This is a genomic window from Entomomonas sp. E2T0 (assembly GCF_025985425.1).
GTDB lineage: Bacteria > Pseudomonadota > Gammaproteobacteria > Pseudomonadales > Pseudomonadaceae > Entomomonas.
In genome coordinates this window covers 1380085-1398331 of record NZ_CP094972.1, presented here as the reverse complement: position 1 = coordinate 1398331, position 18247 = coordinate 1380085, and the positions used below count along the sequence as shown (strand labels likewise).

Below are 18247 nucleotides of genomic sequence, written 5' to 3'. Positions count from 1 at the left end.
TATTTCACTTAGTCCATTAAGTAAATTGAAGTTATTGATAAAAAAGATTTTTTCTGAAAATAAAAATATGAAAGTAAAGATACTACTATCTTTAACAAAGAGTTTGCCATTATTAATTCCTTAAATTTTAATTTATAAATATTTTTGCTCTAAATTATCTGCGTAATTTTGCCATAATCTTAAGATTTGTTGTTGCTGTATATCACAATTATCAAATAATTCTTGGCAAACCAACTTAAACTGCTCAAGTGTAATAGGTGCGCCTTTATTAATATCTATTAATCGATCTTTACAAAAATGCTGCCATTGTATTCGCTCCTCCTTAGTCAGTGTATCGGGATAGTTTCTAGCCCGATAGCGAAATAATAACTCTGGTAAACGACCATCTTCAAAATGCGCCATTTCATCGATAAGCCTTGCTGGATTTAATTGCCGTATATGATCACAAAGCCTTTTATCACGTTCTGATAAAAAACCAGCATATAACTGCTGTTCAGGGTCATCAATAGCCTCAGCAAATTGTTTACCCTCTTGTCGATAGATATCCATTAATTTACTTTGCCATAGTAACTGTGAATCTTTCAGTTGTGCTGCTTGTTTCAAACAATAAGCAACATCTAATGGTAAGCGTTCAATATCTTGCTCTCTTAACACGCCCATAGGTGCTACAACAGGACAACGATTAATATGGATAAGTTTTAATGGTATGGGCGAAATATCATCAGGTAACTCTTCATATTTAGTGTATAAATATTGAACAATTTCGTCAGCTGTTAATGTTAACAAAGGGGTTATATCTTTTTGTAAATCGCACACAATCACTGCATTTTTATTAACAGGATGCCATGCTAAAGGTAGAACAACAGATAGATAGTGTCGATCAGCGGAGAACCGCCCTGAGACATGTACCATTGGCTTTAATAAACTAATTCTTGCTTGGACTTCTTTTTTAAAACGCAGATTAAACAAATAATTATAAAGCTGTGGCTGTTTTTCTTTCACTAATTTAGCTAATGCGATGGTAGCCCTTACATCTGATAATGCATCATGCGCCTGTTCATGCTGAATGCCATTTTGTGCTGTTAATAGTTCTAAACGTAACGATACTCTACCATCCTGTTGAGGCCAGACCATACCTTCTGGACGAAGTGCATAGGTTGCTCTTAATAAATCTATAATATCCCAACGACTATTCCCCCCCTGCCACTCCCGAGCATAAGGATCATAAAAATTACGATAAAGGCCATAACGAGTCACCTCATCATCAAAACGAATACTGTTATAACCTGCTGTGCAAGTTTGTGGCAAAGACAACTCATGATGTAAACGTTGAAAAAAAGTAGCTTCATTGACACCCTTCTTTAACATGGTTTCAGGTGTAATCCCTGTCACTAAACAGGCTTGAGGATGAGGTAAAACATCCTCACTTAACTGGCAATATAGATTTATAGGCTCTGCTATTTCGTTAAGCTCTAAATCAGTTCTAATACCCGCTACCTGCAAAGGTCTATCTGCTCGCGGACTAATTCCCGTTGTTTCAAAATCATACCAAAAAATGCTAGTTGTCATATTTTGCTCATTTTCATTATTTTCCATAACAGATTACTTGATTTTATCAGTATTTTTAAGCATATTAATTATTCATAAATAATTAATAAACGGTTGTTACAATATTTCAGTTACCATGATGACTTATTGTATAAGGGATTTTGTATTAGCATGAACCACAAATTAGCTAAATTAGATACACTTTATAAGATAGAAACACCTGAAGGTATTAATTTAGTTTTTCGTCCTGCCAGTCCAATGATACGCTCATTAGCGCTATTTATAGATGTTATTTTTCAATTCATCATCTTTGGTATTTTTGCTGCTATCGTCTTTTTTTTAATAATACTGTTTGGCTTTGACAGCATGAGCATTATCAATTACGTAGGTGGCTTATTCCTTATTCTGACCTTTATTATGGTGTGGTGGTACTTTGTATTATTAGAAGTATTAAACAAAGGGCAATCACTGGGTAAACGTTTTTGTAATATTCGTGTTATTCACGATGATGGCACACCGATTGGTTGGACAGCCTCATTACTTAGAAACTTATTAAGGGCTGTTGATCTATTACCTTCTTTTAGTTACGCTGTTGCCCTTATTGTTGGTCTAACTAACAAAGAATTTAAACGATTAGGCGATTTAGCAGCAGGTACATTAGTGGTTTATAATGAAGAATACCTTACACCGCAACCATTACCTGATATTATTGCCACACCTTGCCCATTTCCTCTTACCCAAGAAGAACAACAAATCATTATAGCTTATGCAGAAAGACGCCAAACACTATCAACTGAGCGTCGTCAAGAACTTGCCAATATATTAAGTGATCACTTCGAGCTTAAAGATGAGCAAATGGAACATAAGCTATACCAAATTGCACAATACCTTATTGGTGCACAAGAATCTTCTCATTTAAGGAGAGAGTCTTGAGACAGCATACCTTTGAAAACCATTATCGACAAACATGGCTCGACTTCGCTAGTCAGCTTGATCGTCTAGAAACAGGTAATAAAAAACTACTAGCTGTTTCGCGACAACAGGATATTAATTTTCCAGAAATTTATCAAAATATCTGTCAACATCTTGCTATTGCAGAATCAAGATACTATAGTCCAGCACTTATAAGTTATTTACAACAGCTTGTACAAAGAGGCCATCGGATTCTTTATCAACATCGTAGTAATTTTTGGCTACGTATTATTCAATTTATTGTTCATGATTTTCCAAACTGTATCAGACAAGAAAAAAACCTTATTCTTGGTGCAACTGCTTTATTTTATGGTTCTGCGCTATTAAGTGCCTTAATTACTTTCTATTTCCCCGATTTTATCTATTTTTTCATGTCAACCTCTGACATTTATGACCTAGAAAGTATGTATGACCCTGCCTCTCATGTGATAAGACCACTGGTTAGAGAGGGCGATCAAAATTGGTTTATGTTTGCTTACTATATTAATAATAATATTAGTATTGCGTTTGTTACCTTTGCAGGAGGGATCGTTTTTTGCTTAGGGACTTTATATTACCTCTTAATAAACGGCATTATTATTGGTATTGTAGCCACTCATCTTAGTGTTAATGGCTATGGTGAAACTTTCTGGCCATTTGTTATTGGACATGGCTCATTTGAGTTAACAGCCATTGTTATTGCTGCCGCTGCTGGTTTAAAACTTGGTTTAGCAATACTTGCTCCACAGCGTAAAACCAGATTAGAGGCATTACGTTATGCGGCTAAAACTGCTATAAATCTAGTAATTGGCGCATTTATCATGTTGATTATTGCTGCTTTTATTGAAGCCTATTGGTCATCCATGAACAGCGCTTCAAATCTTAGATTTGCTATAGGTATCTTACTATGGATAGCTGTTATCAGTTATTTCCTGTTTACTGGAAAAACAAGGCAAAGCAATGAAACTAACTGATACTACCATTGAAATACGTCCTCGTAGCGCTTGGGAATCAATTGATCTTGGTATATTACTGGCTCGTCGTCATGGTTTACTGTTAATAACCTCTTGGGCGATAGTAACATTGCCTATCTTTTGTTTATTAACTATTATTTTTTGGCAAGCCCCTGTTATTACTATTGAAGCATGGGAAATCCCTCTACTACCTATTGTTGTTTTTTGGTGGTTAAAACCTATTTTTGATCGAATCCCTTTATATATTTTATCCAATGCTGTTTTTGGGCAAGTACCCACACTCAGTGAAACATTAAAATTCTGGTTAAAAAGCTTAAAAAACAACACCATTGCCGACCTAACAATACGCCGTCTTAATCTAGCAAGAAGTTTTGAACTACCTGTTAGCCAACTAGAAATGTTTAAGGGTAAAGCAAGAAGGCAACGCTTAAGAAACCTAAATTTAGGCAATAACAAAGCAAAACTTCTAACTTTATTGTTCATTAATATTGAAGGGATATTACTTACTACCTTATTAACAGTGATTTTTATGATAAGTAGTAGTACACCAAGCATTGTACCTGTCTCAGAATACTCTAGTGAAATTGCGTTAATAGAACAACTACCCCTTTGGAAGATACATGTTTATTTCTTTCTTTATGCACTGGTATTGCTTATAACAGAACCAATCTATGTTGCTTGTGGTTTTTGTTTATATTTAAACCGTCGAGTTCGTATGGATGCATGGGATATCGAATTATCTTTTAGACGTCTTAGTAATCGTTTAACACAGACACTCCCCATTATATTCATTATGGGCTGCTTAGTATTAATAGGTGGATACCCTACTCACTTGCAAGCTGAATCATTAACTAATCAACAAACAACAAGTACACAACAGCAACGCGATACAGATAAAAAACAAATAGAACAGATTTTAAAATCACCTCCCTTTTTTGAACAAGAAGAACAAACAAGACTGCGCTGGATTAATGATCCAACCTCATCAACAGAACCCTCTGCCAAAGATTCTTCATCATTTAATTGGCTAGGATGGCTATCATTGGATTTTTTTAAAGTTGTTATCTGGGCATTTGTTATTTTCGCTGTACTTCTGGTTCTTTGGCTATTCGCTAAACATCTTTCTATCACTAAGAGATATCAAAAAGTTGTCACACCTCCTGAACAGTTATTTGGCTTAGCTATTACTCCAGAAAGTTTACCAACTAATATTGTTGAAGAATTTGAACATTACTGGCAACAAGGACAAACACGTCAAGCACTCAGTTTGCTATACCGTGCTTTATTGAGCCACCTAGCTCATCAATATCAAATTCCGCTAAAAAGCTCTCACACAGAAGGGGAAATAGTTACCTTAACAAAACAGACACAAATATCTGCTGTAACAGACTTTACCCAAAACCTAACTGACCAATGGTTACTGATGGCCTATGGGCATTACCCTATTCAGCCAGAACAAAAACAAATATTAATCACTGGTTGGCAAGCATTAATGCAATTAAACAACAAGGAGGCAGTCCATGAGAAGAATCTCTAATGGAATGATACTGCTACTTGTTATCTTCTTTATTTTATTAATAGCAGTTATTGGCTATATTTATAATAATACTGAAAGTTATAAGACAATCATCACTAAACCTGAGCCTTATAAAGTAAAAACTAATCCTTACCTTGCTGCTGAATACTTTTTAAAAGAGCATAAACAAAAAGTTACTAGCAGAAGACATCTTAATTTTTTTGATAAATTGCCTACTAGTAAGCAAACAGTCTTGTTATTGGGAGAACATAATCATTTAACACCATCCCAAAACAAAAAAATTCTTGATTGGGTGGGTAATGGTGGGCAACTCATTGTTGAAATTAGCCATAACAGAGATTATAGAAAAAATACTTATACTGATGCATTACTTAACGACTTAGGCATTGAACTAGATATAGCAAAAATTGATGACCCCAAAAAAGAATTACTCACTACACTTTATATTGAAAATGAAACAACACCTATTACGCTAAATTTTCTTCCTCGTTATACGTTAATTGATTCATATGATAAAGCCTCTCTTTGGGCTAATGATGCCAATGATAATACTCACATCCTGCAACTTCCTTATCACAAAGGAAGAATTACTGTTATTTCAGATGCTAACTTATGGAAAAATAAATCTATTGATCAGAAAGATCATGCATGGTTATTACGTTATTTAACAACAGGTAATGATGTTGTTCTGGTTTATAACTCGTTCTCACAAACACAAATAGATCACCCTAATGCTTTTGTTAATTTCTTTAAGCATTTTCCCTATACTTTACTCGCACTTATCTTATTGATTATTGCTGTGCTATGGTATAAAGGAATGCGCTCAGGCCCTCTTGAAGCTATATTCAGTAGAAACCGTCGCCGTTTACCTGAACAACTATCAGCACAAGCCAACTTTTTATATAAAAAAATGGGAGCAACACAACTTATTGCTGTTCTACAGCAAGATATTAACTACCTTGCTAAAAAGCGTCATCCTCGTTTTGACGACCTCCCCATTGATCAACAATACCATTTACTTAGTAAGTTAACACAACATCCCATAGCAACAATCTCCAATGTCATGGGAATAACAGATCAACACAAACTCTCAAAACTTGAATTTATTAAAATGGTTACTGCCCTTCAAGCAATCAGGAATACACTATGACAGACATGACGAAATACCAGAATCCTGCAACAGCAGCCACACCACAACCTGATAGCAATTTACAAAATGCTCACACCTTTGTACAAAATCTACGCCAGGAGCTACAAAGAGCTATTGTTGGTCAGGCTGATATTATTGATCAAACTATTGTTGTGTTACTAGCTAATGGCCATGTATTACTAGAAGGTGTACCAGGGCTAGGCAAAACTTTATTAGTGCGTGCCTTAGCACAATGTTTTAATGGTCAATTCGCACGTATTCAATTCACTCCAGATTTAATGCCTAGTGATGTAACAGGCCACGCCATTTACGACATAAAAACAGAGCAATTTAAACTACGCAAAGGGCCTATTTTTACTAATTTGTTGTTAGCTGACGAAATAAACCGTGCCCCTGCCAAAACACAATCAGCATTACTAGAGGTGATGCAAGAACGACAAGCGACATTAGAAGGTGAGTCATTACCTGTGCCACAACCGTTTATGGTACTCGCCACCCAAAACCCAATTGAGCAAGAGGGTACCTATCCACTGCCAGAAGCTCAACTTGACCGTTTTATGTTTAAAATAAATATCGACTACCCTGCACATAATGAAGAGTCGCAACTGGTAAAACAAGTTACTCAATCAGCTCAAGCGGATATGTTAGAAGTAACCCCTTTACAACAACTAGTACAGCCTAAAGATATTTTAGCGCTACAGCAAATTACTAAAAATATCCCCGTCGATGAACAAATCATTGATTATGCAGTACGCTTAGTTAGAGCAACTCGAGACCACCACAATTTAGCCATTGGCGCTGGCCCACGTGCTTCTATCGCTTTGATTCAAGCAGGTAAGGCAAGAGCCCTAATAAGAGGTGGTCAGTTCGTTATTCCTGATGACATCAAAGTTTGTGTATTACCCACTTTACGTCATCGCATAAAACTGAGTGCTGCTATGGAAATTGAAGGAGCAACAATAGATCAAGTCCTTAACCAAATTATTGATCAAGTTGCAGCCCCTAGACTGTGAGTAAAGCGATGCCAACAACTAGCCGTTACTTATTAAAGCCTGCTAAACCACTGATTATTACTTTAGCTACCTTTTTGGCTATTATAGCCCTATTAGAAAGTTTAAAAGCTATGGATATTAGTGTACCTAGCAACTTCTATCAAGTATGGCTAATCGCTTTATTAGTGTTTATATTTTTTATATTAGTTGATATAGCTAGTTTAAAAAAAGTAACTACGCCCACTCTAGAAAGGCAACTACCTCCTTACCTATCATTAAATCGTTGGCAAGAAGTTAGTTTACTTATTAGTAATCAACAAGATAATGATTTATCGTTAATAGTTTACGACTATTCACCAGAAGCCATAGACTTTAAACAACTACCTCACACCTTAGAACTACCTGCTAATGGTAAATACTTATTAAAATACAGTATTAAACCACTGCAACGTGGTCATTTTTTCTGGGAAAGCTGTGAACTCACCGTTACCAGTCAATGGCGATTATGGCAACAACGTCGCATTATACCTGTTGCTAATGACAGCCATGTTTACCCTGATTTTACAAGGCTGTTTGACTCCAATATTACAACCATTGAGCAATGGATTTACTATTTAGGTGTACGGCCAAAACCTAGACGTGGTTTAGGACAAGACTTCCATCAACTACGTGATTTTAGAGAAGGTGATACATTACGCCAAATAGACTGGAAAGCAACTGCGCGCAAAAAAACGCCTATTGCCAAAGAATATCAAGATGAACGTGATCAACATATTATCTTCTTGCTTGATTGCGGGCAACGTATGCGTTTGCAAGATGATCAGCTTTCACATTTTGATCATGCCCTAAACGCTTCCTTACTACTTAGCTATGTAGCCCTACGACAAGGTGATGCAGTAGGTCTTGCTACCTTTGGTGCCGATAATGAATTATTTATCAAACCAGCTAAAGGTAATTTGCAACTGAATACACTGTTAAAGGCCGTCTACGATATAAAATGTACACAGACTCCTGCTGACTACAATACCGCTGTACAAAAACTACTTAGTAAAACCCAACGTCGTGCCTTGGTAATTGTTATTACCAACCTACGCTATTCAGAAAATGCAGAAACCATTGCTGCTTTTAAACAACTTAGTCGTTACCATAGAGTATTGATAGCGAGTATGCGTGAAGAAATTCGTGACGAAATTTCACAACAGCCCATTAATGATTTTGATGAAGCATTAACTTATTGTGGTAATATTCATCAACTACTTAACCGTAACCAATTACATGACAAATTAATTGCTTACCAACTGCCTATTTTAGATGTCATTCCCAAGCACTTTGGACCGCAACTGGTTAGCCACTATTTATCTTTAAAGCGTTCTGGAGCACTTTAATTTTTATTATCAGGAACTTACTACTATCGTCCAGTTCTAATGTCTGATCAAATAAATTTACAATTAAACAATTTTTTTTGACATTTTTTTGACATTTGTCTTTGTATTATATTGCCCAATCTCACATTTAACTAAAAGTTTATAACCATGATGAAACAAAACAAATCACTTGGTACACCTAGTGCGCTACAGCAGTTAGGATTTTTTGCACTATCCGCACTAGTATTAATGATAGTTTATAGCTTATTACGCTATGCGTTATTTCAATACAATTACGAATTAGTAGGTGATACACCTACTGCTACCTTTGTAGAAGCGTTTATTAATGGCTTACGTTTTGATGGCAAAATGGTAGCTTTTATGATAATCCCTATAGGTCTTACCTTCCTTTGCAGACCACTCATGGGGTGGCGTCTTATACAACGCTTATGGCTTACTATAGCGGCCTGTATAGCTATCTTTTTAGGTGTTTTAGAGCTAGATTTCTACCATGAGTTTCATCAACGTTTAAATAGCCTAGTTTTCCAATATATTCGCGAAGATCCTAAAACTGTACTCAGCATGATTTGGTATGGCTACCCTGTTGTTAAGTATATGCTTGCTTGGGCTATTATCACGGCTGTTATTTGGTTTATCTTTAAATTAATTGATCGTATTACCCGTTCAGAAAATAGCAAAAAATATCCTTTCTATGTGCAACTAATTATTTTTATTATCTGTGCAGCGCTTATTGCATTAGTTGCTCGTGGCACTTTACGTCAAGGCTCGCCATTACGCTGGGGTGATGCTTATACAACAGACTCTCCATTTGCAAACCAATTAGGTTTAAACGGCACATTATCATTAATTGATGCTGCTCGTAATGTGAGTAATCGTAGCACTGTTTGGAAAGCAACTATGCCTCCAGAAGAAGCTCAACAAATTGTTCGTTCTATGTTATTAACACCTAATGATCATTTGGTAGAGGCCGATAAAGCAGTTATCCGTCGCGATTACCAACCAAATGCTGAAAAAACATTACCTATTAAAAATGTTGTGGTTATTTTAATGGAAAGTTTTGCTGGTCGTTATGTGGGGGCTTTAGGTGATCCAAACCATATAACTCCTAACTTTGATAAGTTAGCCCAAGAAGGCTTATTATTCACCCAGTTTTTCTCAAATGGTACTCATACCCACCAAGGCATGTTTGCCACAATGGCTTGTTTCCCTAACTTGCCTGCCTTTGAAACACTGATGCAAGAACCTGAGGGTAATAATAAATTCTCTGGCTTACCACAACTACTCTCCATTCGTGATATGAATGATGTTTACGTTTACAATGGTGATTTTGCGTGGGATAACCAAAGTGGTTTCTTTAGTAACCAAGGCATGACCACCTTTATTGGTCGTAATGACTTTGTAAACCCTGTTTTCTCAGACCCAACATGGGGAGTATCTGACCAAGATATGTTTACCCGTGGTAATGAAGAGTTAGATAAACTAGCCAAACAAGGTAAACCTTTCTATGCATTACTACAAAGCTTATCTAACCACACGCCTTATGCATTACCAAAAGACTTACCTGTTCAACCAGTAACTGACCAAGGTTCACAAAATGAGCATTTAACCGCAATGCGTTATTCTGATTGGGCTTTAGGGCAATTCTTTGAAAAAGCTAAACAGTCACCTTATTACAAAGATACATTGTTTGTCATTGTAGGCGATCATGGCTTTGGCAGCCCTATGCAATTAACTGATATGGATATGTTCCGCTTCAATGTTCCCTTATTATTAATTGCCCCAGGTATTCAAGAGAAGTTTGGTAAAACAGATACTACAGTAGGTACACAAGTAGATATTGTGCCTACTATTATGGGGCGCTTAGGGGGTGATGTGCGTCATCAATGTTGGGGACGTGACTTACTAAATCTTCCTGCGGGAGATAAAGGTTTTGGTATTATTAAACCATCAGGTAGTGATCAAACAGTGGCTATCATCAAAGGTAATGAAATACTGATTCGTCCTAGTGAAATGCAACCGAAACTTTATCACTATCAATTAGGCGCTAATCCATCAGCTACTTTATTAGATAACCAGCAACAATTAAACAGTTTAAAACCTGAACTAGAAGCCTATATCCAAATGGCTACTCAGAGCTTATTAGACAATACTGCTGGTGCTGAAGCCGCTCAAAGCGATAAATAATATCAATCTATTAACTCCACTAACCTTATTGTTAGTGGAGTTATTTCACTGTTTCATTTACAATTCCTCTTTGAAAAATACCGTTATTACTCACTGAACATGCTATAGTAATAACCTTTATAGTTAGCCTGTTTATCTTATATTCTAATGCGCACACCTACTCCACTTTTTGATTATCCTAAATATTGGGCCGAATGCTTTGGCATTGCACCTTATCTACCCATGAGCCGTGAAGAGATGGATCAGCTTGGCTGGGACTCGTGCGATGTTGTACTTGTCACAGGTGATGCTTATGTTGATCATCCCTCTTTTGGCATGGCAATTATTGGCAGGTTATTAGAAGGACAAGGCTTTCGAGTAGGTATCATCTCCCAACCTGATTGGCACTCCAAAGATGACTTTATGAGATTAGGTAAACCTAATCTATTTTATGGAGTAGCCGCTGGCAATATGGATTCGATGATTAATCGCTACACAGCAGATCGTCGTATTCGTTCCGATGATGCTTATACAGCAGGCGGAGAAGCAGGCAAAAGGCCTGATCGTGCTAGCTTAGTATATAGTCAGCGTTGTAAAGAAGCCTACAAAGATGTACCTGTTATTCTTGGTGGAATTGAAGCTTCATTACGTCGTATTGCTCACTATGACTATTGGCAAGACAATGTACGTCGTTCAATATTAGTTGATGCTACTGCTGATTTAGTGGTTTATGGCAATGCTGAGCGGGCTACTTGTGAAATAGCACAACGTTTCTCTCGTGGCGAGACCGTTGATAGCATGACAGATATTAGAGGCACCGCATTTATTCGACGCCATACCCCTGAAGGCTGGTTTGAAATAGATTCAACCCGTATTGATCGCCCTGGTAAAGTTGACAAAATCATTAATCCCTATGTGTGTACTAATGATTTAGAAGAATGTGCTATTGAACAGCAAAAAGGCCAAAATACAGCAACAGATACTGAGCAAACTCAAGCAATAACTATCCTACCTAACCCTACACTTACTAGAGATAAAACGGTTATTCGCTTACCTTCTTTTGAAAAAGTACGTAATGACCCTGTATTATATGCTCACGCCAATCGTATACTGCATTTAGAAACCAATCCAGGTAATGCTAGGGCATTGGTTCAAAAACATGACAATATGGATGTATGGATTAATCCACCGCCTATTCCATTAACCACCCCAGAGATGGACTATGTATTTGGTCTACCCTATGCAAGATTACCTCACCCTGCTTATAACGGTGCAAAAATACCTGCTTATGAGATGATTCGTTTCTCAGTTAATATCATGCGTGGTTGTTTTGGTGGTTGTACCTTTTGTTCAATTACAGAACATGAAGGACGGATTATTCAAAATCGCTCAGAAGAGTCTATTCTTCAAGAAATTAAAGAAATTCGTGATAAAGTGCCAGGCTTTACAGGGGTTATTTCTGACCTAGGTGGTCCTACAGCTAATATGTATCGTTTAGCCTGTAAAAGTCGTGAAATTGAGGCGGCTTGTCGTAAACCATCCTGTGTTTATCCAGGCATTTGTGGCAATCTTAATACTGACCACTCAGCTCTGATTCAACTGTATCGTCACGCCCGCGAACTGAAAGGCATTAAAAAAATTCTAATTGCCTCAGGTTTACGCTATGACCTCGCTATAACATCACCTGAATATGTCAAAGAATTAGTGACACATCATGTGGGTGGCTACTTAAAGATTGCACCTGAACATACTGAGCAAGGCCCTTTAAGTAAGATGATGAAGCCGGGTATAGGTATTTATGATACATTTAAAGAAATGTTTGATAAGTACAGTAAAGAAGCCAATAAGGAACAATACCTTATTCCCTATTTTATTGCGGCTCATCCAGGGACTACTGATGAAGACATGATGAACCTCGCCCTTTGGTTAAAAAGTCGTGGTTTTAGAGCCGATCAGGTACAAGCTTTCTATCCATCACCAATGGCTACAGCTACAGCCATGTACTACTCAGGGAAAGACCCTTTGCATAAAGTGACCTATAAAAGTGATAAAGTATTTGTCACTAAAAGTGAAGAACAGCGTCGTCTACATAAAGCTTTCTTACGTTATCATGACCCTAATAATTGGCCGACGTTAAGAGAAGCTTTACAACGTATGGGACGTAATGACTTAATCGGTGATGGAACACATCAGCTTATTCCAACCCATCAACCGAAAACTGCTGGTTATCAAAGCCCTAGACGTAAAAACTCAACCCCTGCTCGTGGTAATACAGCTAAACAACCTATATTAACGCAACATACAGGGCTACCTCCCCGTCAACATGGATTAAAAACAACTAAGAAATCACCTAAAAGAAAATAATTAGGCGTTAATAGAAACAGATCACAAAAAACTCACTTAGCTAGTGAGTTAAATTAGTTAAATGTTATACTGCTGAAATTGTATTATTTTAATCAATAATCACTGTTAAAAAGGGCATTATCCCTATGAAATCATTACTAAACTCTCGTTTTATTTTCTTTATGATTTTCCTAGCTTGTGCAGCTAGTCTAGGCTATGCCTTTTATTTGGAATATGTTCATCACATGGAGCCTTGTGTACTTTGTTGGGTACAACGTGCACTATTTGCTGGAGCTGGTATTATTTGCTTTATTGGTTTTATCCATAATCCACAAGGTGTTGGCCGTCGTATTTATGCTTTCCTTGGATTAATATTCTCAATACTTGGAATTGTTGCAGCAGGCCGTCAAATATGGCTTAAATTTAACCCAGATAACTCTGGTTGCCTACCGACTACTATTGAAAGTATTTTTGAAGATAACCCATTTTTTGGAGCCATTTTAAAAGCATTTGAAGGAACCCCAGAATGTGGTTTATTTCAAGGTGATGTATTAGGTATTGAGTTGCCTTATTGGGGCATTATGTTATTCAGTGCTATTACTATTGTGCTTATCTTTCAATTAGTTAGAAGCAACCCTGTACGAATGATATTTAACTAATCAATATAAGCGTTAATTATATAATATTAATTAACGCTTATTTTTGTTATGGCTAAATAAAACTGTTGGTTCTTTTACTTTTTTCCAAAATAAATCAGAGAATGCAGGCGTTAGAATCACTGTTAACAATGTTAATAGCATTCTTTTAACAGTTCCCATATCTCCCCAATTCATATATAAATAAATTACTAACACTAACCATATTGTAAAAATAGGAATAGCGATCAGATAATGTTGTATCTTTTCTGCCAAAATAATCATCCCTTATATAATAACTACAAGTAATCCTCTTTTATTTGCGCTATTACGGCCAATCGCTGCTGTGTTAATGCCTTTCCTAAAGCGGCTCCCTGTAATCCTTTAGCAATTAAAGGCTGTGGTTTTACAGCACGTACCGCCTCTGCTATTTCATTCAAAAATAGGCCAGGTAGATATTCTGCTTTATAATCAAGCTGTCCTGTCACTTTGGCTAATAATACACAAACTTGTAATAACAATAATAAACGTTCAGGGCGACGTAAAATATCTGTTCGTTGTAATAGATTTAATAACTCATCAGTCGATTGAGTTAAACTTTGCTGGCAAATAACTAAGTATTGCCCCGTTAATAGAGCCAAATCACTACAATCATTAGGTACTTTAAAACGTTCATTAATCGCTTTAATACTATTTATCTTTCCTGCTAAAGCTAAGGGAATCATTAAACACGCCCAACGTACTACTAATGGTTGTTGCTCAATAGCAGCTTGTTTTAATACCCTTTCCACTAAAGGTAAATCTAATAACTCGGGTAGTAATACAGATAATGCTTTACATCTTTGCAGTACTTGTAAAAAAACCTCTGGACTGGGCTCCATTAATGCACGAGAAAATTCTTTCCATACTCGTTCAGCAGTTAGTTCATCCAATTCGCCACTAGCACTCAATATTGTCATTAATGCTAAGGTTTCATCTGCAATAGTAAAACCTAAAGAGGCATAACGCGCAGCAAACCGTGCGACTCTTAATACCCTTAATGGATCCTCAACAAATGCTGCTGAAACATGGCGCAACACTCTGTTATCAATATCTTGCTGACCATGATAGGGATCATATAAATTGCCTGACTCATCTTCTGCAATAGCATTAATAGTTAAATCTCTTCTTGCTAAATCTTGCTCTAAGGTAACTGCTGGATCAGTGAAAAAAGTAAAACCACCATAGCCTTTGCCACTTTTTCGCTCAGTACGTGCTAACGCATACTCCTCACCTGTTTTAGGATGAAGAAACACAGGAAAATCAGCACCCACAGGTTGATACCCTTGCGCTAGCATATCTTCAGCAGTAGCCCCCACCACCACCCAATCAGTATCCATAACAGGTTGATCTAACAACCTATCACGAACTGCACCGCCTACTTTATAAACAACAACTTTACCTTTCACTTTTATCCTTAACAGAGAATACTTTTAATAACTAACTTAGGTATAAGTTATCTTTATCAACAAATAACTTATGATTTATCACTATGGTATTACGTTATATATCACTATACTATTTTGTATCTACATATAGTCAAGCTCACTATCGACTATTATTTTATTCACCCTTAAAAATAAGGAATTCTTTATGAGTAAGTTGGCAAATAAAATTGCAGTGATTACAGGTGCGGCTATGGGTAATGGCTTAGGTACTGCACAAGTATTGGCTAAACACGGCGCTACTGTTATTTTATTAGATTATAATGAAAGTGTTATTGAAGCAGCAAATGACTTAATCCACCAAGGTTTTAAAGCCGAAGCCTATATTGTTGATATACGCAAAATTAATATACTTAAAGAAATAGCGGAAGCAGTTATTAAAAAATATCAGAAAGTGGATATTCTAGTTAACAATGCTGGGGTATGTCATATTGCTTCCTTTTTAGAAACTTCAGATGAAATCAGAGACCGTACTTTTGATATCAATATCAAGGGTACTTGGAATGTTACTCAAGCATTTTTACCTTATATGGTAAAAGCTAATTATGGCAAAATTGTAAACCTATCATCAGTAACAGGTACCATGGTTGCTGATACAGGTGAAGCAGCTTATGCCACCACCAAAGCAGCTATCTGGGGCTTTACTAAAGCCTTAGCGATGGAAGTAGCTACTAAAAATATCACCGTTAACTCGGTATGCCCAGGTTATATTGCTACACCAATGGCTGAATCCATTGCACTAGAAAGTAATCAATCTGACCCACAAAGTGTAATAAAGGGTATTGCGGCCGCTATACCAATGAAGCGCTTAGGAACTATCGAAGAGTTAGGAGATGTAGTTGCCTTTTTATCTTCTGATGAATCACGCTATATCACTGGCACACAAATTGTTATTGATGGTGGTTCAACACTTCCAGAAAGCTTTGGTGCAGTAGGCGTTTAATAGCTACTATTTAAGCCAACTGTTAGCAAAACAGTTGGCTTAAACTTATTATTTCTTCTTTCTTGGAGAGCAATGGGTAGCAAACTTTTCTTTAGTATCTACATCTATCATGGTTAGACAATTACCCCATACACACCCTGTATCTAGCGCATACACATTTGGTTCATCACATCTACCTTCTAAAGCAGCCCAATGGCCAAATATAATTTGTTGCCCAGCCATTTTGCGATTAGGGATTTCAAACCAAGGGATGTAACCTGTTGGCGCACTATCCAAACCTTCTTTACTCTTAAACTCAATAGTACCATCAGCCTTACAAAAACGCATTCTGGTTAAATAGTTGGTGATTACCCTTAGTCGCTCATGACCTGTTAAAAGCTCACTCCAATTAACAGGATCACTACCATACATATGAGTAAGAAACCCTTCTATTCTTTTATCATCTTTTAATACTGCTTCTACTTCAGCAGAACGCGCCAAACTATCTTCTAAAGTCCATAAGGGCGGAATACCCGCATGTACCATTGTTACTTTACGATCACGATCAAAATAAACTAATGGTTGCTGGCGTAACCAATTAATTAACTCCTTGGCCTCTTTAGCTTCAAGAATCTCTTTAATCGTGTCATTCTTTTTAACTTTAGCATTATCATAAAAACAGGCAATCAGATGTAAGTCATGGTTACCTAAAACAGTCACTACACTTTTACGAATACTATACAAAAATTTCAATGTTTTAAGGGACTTGGAACCACGATTTATCAAATCCCCAACACACCACAGAGTATCTACTGCTGGGTCAAAATTTACTTCTTCTAATAACATCTGTAGCGGATCATAACACCCTTGAATATCACCAATTGCATAGACAGCCATTAATTCAATACTCCAGGTGCTGCTAACCGAAAAGGTGCTATATGAGCATCAAATAACTCTCCTGTTTCAACTTGCATAGCATATTTACCGTACATACTACCTACAGGTGTTGAAAAGTTCGCACTACTGGTATATTCAAATGTTTCGCCTGCTTTAATACAAGGCTGTTGTCCCACTACACCACTACCTTTAACTTCTTTTTTATGGCCATTACCATCAGTAATAACCCACTGCCTTGATAATAAAGTGACTGTTTTATCACCTTTATTTTCAATGGAGATATGATAATCAAATAAATAATAATTATCTTGTGGGTCTGAATCCTCTACTAAATAATCAGTAAACACTGTTATCTCGATAGGATAATCAGCTAAATTCATAATTAACCCTCGCGTTGTTGATATAAAAAAAGTTGATCTGCCAATTTAACAAAATCAGCTAATGACAACTGTTCTGGTCTTAAACTACCATCAACCCCTGCTTGCTCAATAGCTTCTATTGGCAATAAACGCTTTAAGGTATTTCTAAGTGTCTTACGGCGTTGATTAAACGCTTCTCTTACAATCAATTCTAATAACTTATGGTCTTTTGCTGGATAAGGCAACGTTTTATAGGGTATTAACCTTACTATTGCAGAGTCAACCTTAGGTGCAGGTGTAAAACATTCTGGTGGAACATCAAATAAATGCTCCACCTGACAAAAATACTGCACCATTATTGTTAAACGACCCCAATCACCACCGCCTGGTTGTGCCGCCATTCTTTCCACCACTTCTTTTTGCAACATGAAGTGCATATCTTCAATAACAGTATGCTGGTTCAACAGATGAAAAATAAGCGGTGTAGAAATATTATAAGGCAAATTACCCACTACTCTTAGTTTCTCACCAGAACAAACTAAAGTGCTAAAATCAAATTTTAACGCATCACCTTGATGTATATGAAATAGTGGATTTAGGCCAAATTTTAACTTTAATAAAGGAATTAAATCTTGGTCTAATTCAATTACATCCAACCGTGCACCACTAGCTAATAAACCTTCAGTAAGGGCACCTTGACCTGGTCCAATCTCTAATAAATGCTGAGTTGCTTGTGGATGTATCGAGCGTAAAATTCGATCAATAATCCCTGCATCTTTTAAAAAATTCTGACCAAAACGTTTACGCGCACGATGTTGGAATAATTCTGACATTAATGCTTTGCCTTAAAAACTATAAATTTAGCTATGTATTGTAAGCCAAAATCCTACTAAACCCCATACTCTCT

At 36.7% G+C, this 18247-nt stretch carries 16 protein-coding genes; 10 read left to right on the top strand and 6 right to left on the bottom strand.

The annotated features are described in order from the left end of the window. Positions 1–132: 132 nt before the first annotated feature. Positions 133–1569 (bottom strand): exodeoxyribonuclease I, encoded by a 1437-nt coding sequence (gene sbcB / locus MTZ49_RS06730; RefSeq protein ID WP_264747577.1) that lies wholly within the window; start codon positions 1567–1569, stop codon positions 133–135. A 150-nt stretch (positions 1570–1719) separates the two neighbouring features. Between sbcB and MTZ49_RS06725 the strand changes: the two genes are divergently transcribed. The 9 genes from MTZ49_RS06725 to MTZ49_RS06685 all read left to right on the top strand — a co-directional run bounded on the left by MTZ49_RS06725 (position 1720) and on the right by MTZ49_RS06685 (position 13702). Next, complete coding sequence (locus MTZ49_RS06725; RefSeq protein ID WP_264747576.1) at positions 1720–2481, top strand: RDD family protein; 762 nt, start codon at positions 1720–1722, stop codon at positions 2479–2481. Beyond that, the gene (locus tag MTZ49_RS06720; RefSeq protein ID WP_264747575.1) at positions 2478–3473 is read left to right on the top strand and encodes a stage II sporulation protein M; all 996 of its coding nucleotides are present in this window, start codon (positions 2478–2480) and stop codon (positions 3471–3473) included. Before MTZ49_RS06725 ends, MTZ49_RS06720 begins: the two co-directional genes overlap by 4 nt. After that, complete coding sequence (locus tag MTZ49_RS06715) at positions 3460–5010, top strand: DUF4129 domain-containing protein (protein WP_264747574.1); 1551 nt, start codon at positions 3460–3462, stop codon at positions 5008–5010. The genes MTZ49_RS06720 and MTZ49_RS06715 overlap by 14 nt, the downstream gene beginning before the upstream one ends. Beyond that, entirely contained in the window at positions 4994–6160 is a 1167-nt protein-coding gene (locus MTZ49_RS06710; protein WP_264747573.1) for a DUF4350 domain-containing protein, read from the top strand. The genes MTZ49_RS06715 and MTZ49_RS06710 overlap by 17 nt, the downstream gene beginning before the upstream one ends. Beyond that, positions 6157–7173: an AAA family ATPase gene (locus tag MTZ49_RS06705; protein ID WP_264747572.1), complete on the top strand. Its 1017-nt coding sequence runs from the start codon at positions 6157–6159 to the stop codon at positions 7171–7173. Before MTZ49_RS06710 ends, MTZ49_RS06705 begins: the two co-directional genes overlap by 4 nt. An 8-nt stretch (positions 7174–7181) precedes the next feature. Continuing rightward, positions 7182–8537: a DUF58 domain-containing protein gene (locus MTZ49_RS06700; RefSeq protein WP_264747571.1), complete on the top strand. Its 1356-nt coding sequence runs from the start codon at positions 7182–7184 to the stop codon at positions 8535–8537. A gap of 150 nt (positions 8538–8687) precedes the next feature. Then, positions 8688–10721: an LTA synthase family protein gene (locus MTZ49_RS06695; RefSeq protein WP_264747848.1), complete on the top strand. Its 2034-nt coding sequence runs from the start codon at positions 8688–8690 to the stop codon at positions 10719–10721. A 147-nt stretch (positions 10722–10868) separates the two neighbouring features. Further along, positions 10869–13064, top strand: a complete 2196-nt coding sequence (locus MTZ49_RS06690) for a YgiQ family radical SAM protein (RefSeq protein WP_413774180.1) — start codon at positions 10869–10871, stop codon at positions 13062–13064. A gap of 125 nt (positions 13065–13189) precedes the next feature. Beyond that, on the top strand, positions 13190–13702 hold the full coding sequence (locus tag MTZ49_RS06685) for a disulfide bond formation protein B (protein WP_264747570.1): 513 nt from the start codon (positions 13190–13192) through the stop codon (positions 13700–13702). Between the two features lie 30 nt (positions 13703–13732). Here MTZ49_RS06685 and MTZ49_RS06680 read toward each other — a convergent pair whose 3' ends face one another. After that, positions 13733–13954 (bottom strand): hypothetical protein, encoded by a 222-nt coding sequence (locus MTZ49_RS06680; protein WP_264747569.1) that lies wholly within the window; start codon positions 13952–13954, stop codon positions 13733–13735. A 23-nt stretch (positions 13955–13977) separates the two neighbouring features. Next, entirely contained in the window at positions 13978–15126 is a 1149-nt protein-coding gene (locus MTZ49_RS06675; RefSeq protein WP_264747568.1) for a multifunctional CCA addition/repair protein, read from the bottom strand. A 184-nt stretch (positions 15127–15310) separates the two neighbouring features. On the opposite strand from MTZ49_RS06675, the gene ucpA reads away from it, so the two are divergent. After that, complete coding sequence (ucpA, locus tag MTZ49_RS06670) at positions 15311–16105, top strand: SDR family oxidoreductase UcpA (RefSeq protein WP_264747567.1); 795 nt, start codon at positions 15311–15313, stop codon at positions 16103–16105. Positions 16106–16153: 48 nt separating this feature from the next. Here ucpA and MTZ49_RS06665 read toward each other — a convergent pair whose 3' ends face one another. Genes MTZ49_RS06665 through rsmA form a run of 3 tightly spaced genes read right to left on the bottom strand, consistent with a single transcriptional unit; the run spans position 16154 to position 18173 of the window. After that, entirely contained in the window at positions 16154–16981 is an 828-nt protein-coding gene (locus MTZ49_RS06665) for a symmetrical bis(5'-nucleosyl)-tetraphosphatase (RefSeq protein ID WP_264747566.1), read from the bottom strand. Beyond that, complete coding sequence (gene apaG / locus MTZ49_RS06660; RefSeq protein ID WP_264747565.1) at positions 16981–17361, bottom strand: Co2+/Mg2+ efflux protein ApaG; 381 nt, start codon at positions 17359–17361, stop codon at positions 16981–16983. The genes MTZ49_RS06665 and apaG overlap by 1 nt, the downstream gene beginning before the upstream one ends. A gap of 2 nt (positions 17362–17363) precedes the next feature. Beyond that, positions 17364–18173 (bottom strand): 16S rRNA (adenine(1518)-N(6)/adenine(1519)-N(6))-dimethyltransferase RsmA, encoded by an 810-nt coding sequence (rsmA, locus tag MTZ49_RS06655; RefSeq protein ID WP_264747564.1) that lies wholly within the window; start codon positions 18171–18173, stop codon positions 17364–17366. Between the last annotated feature and the right edge of the window lie 74 nt (positions 18174–18247).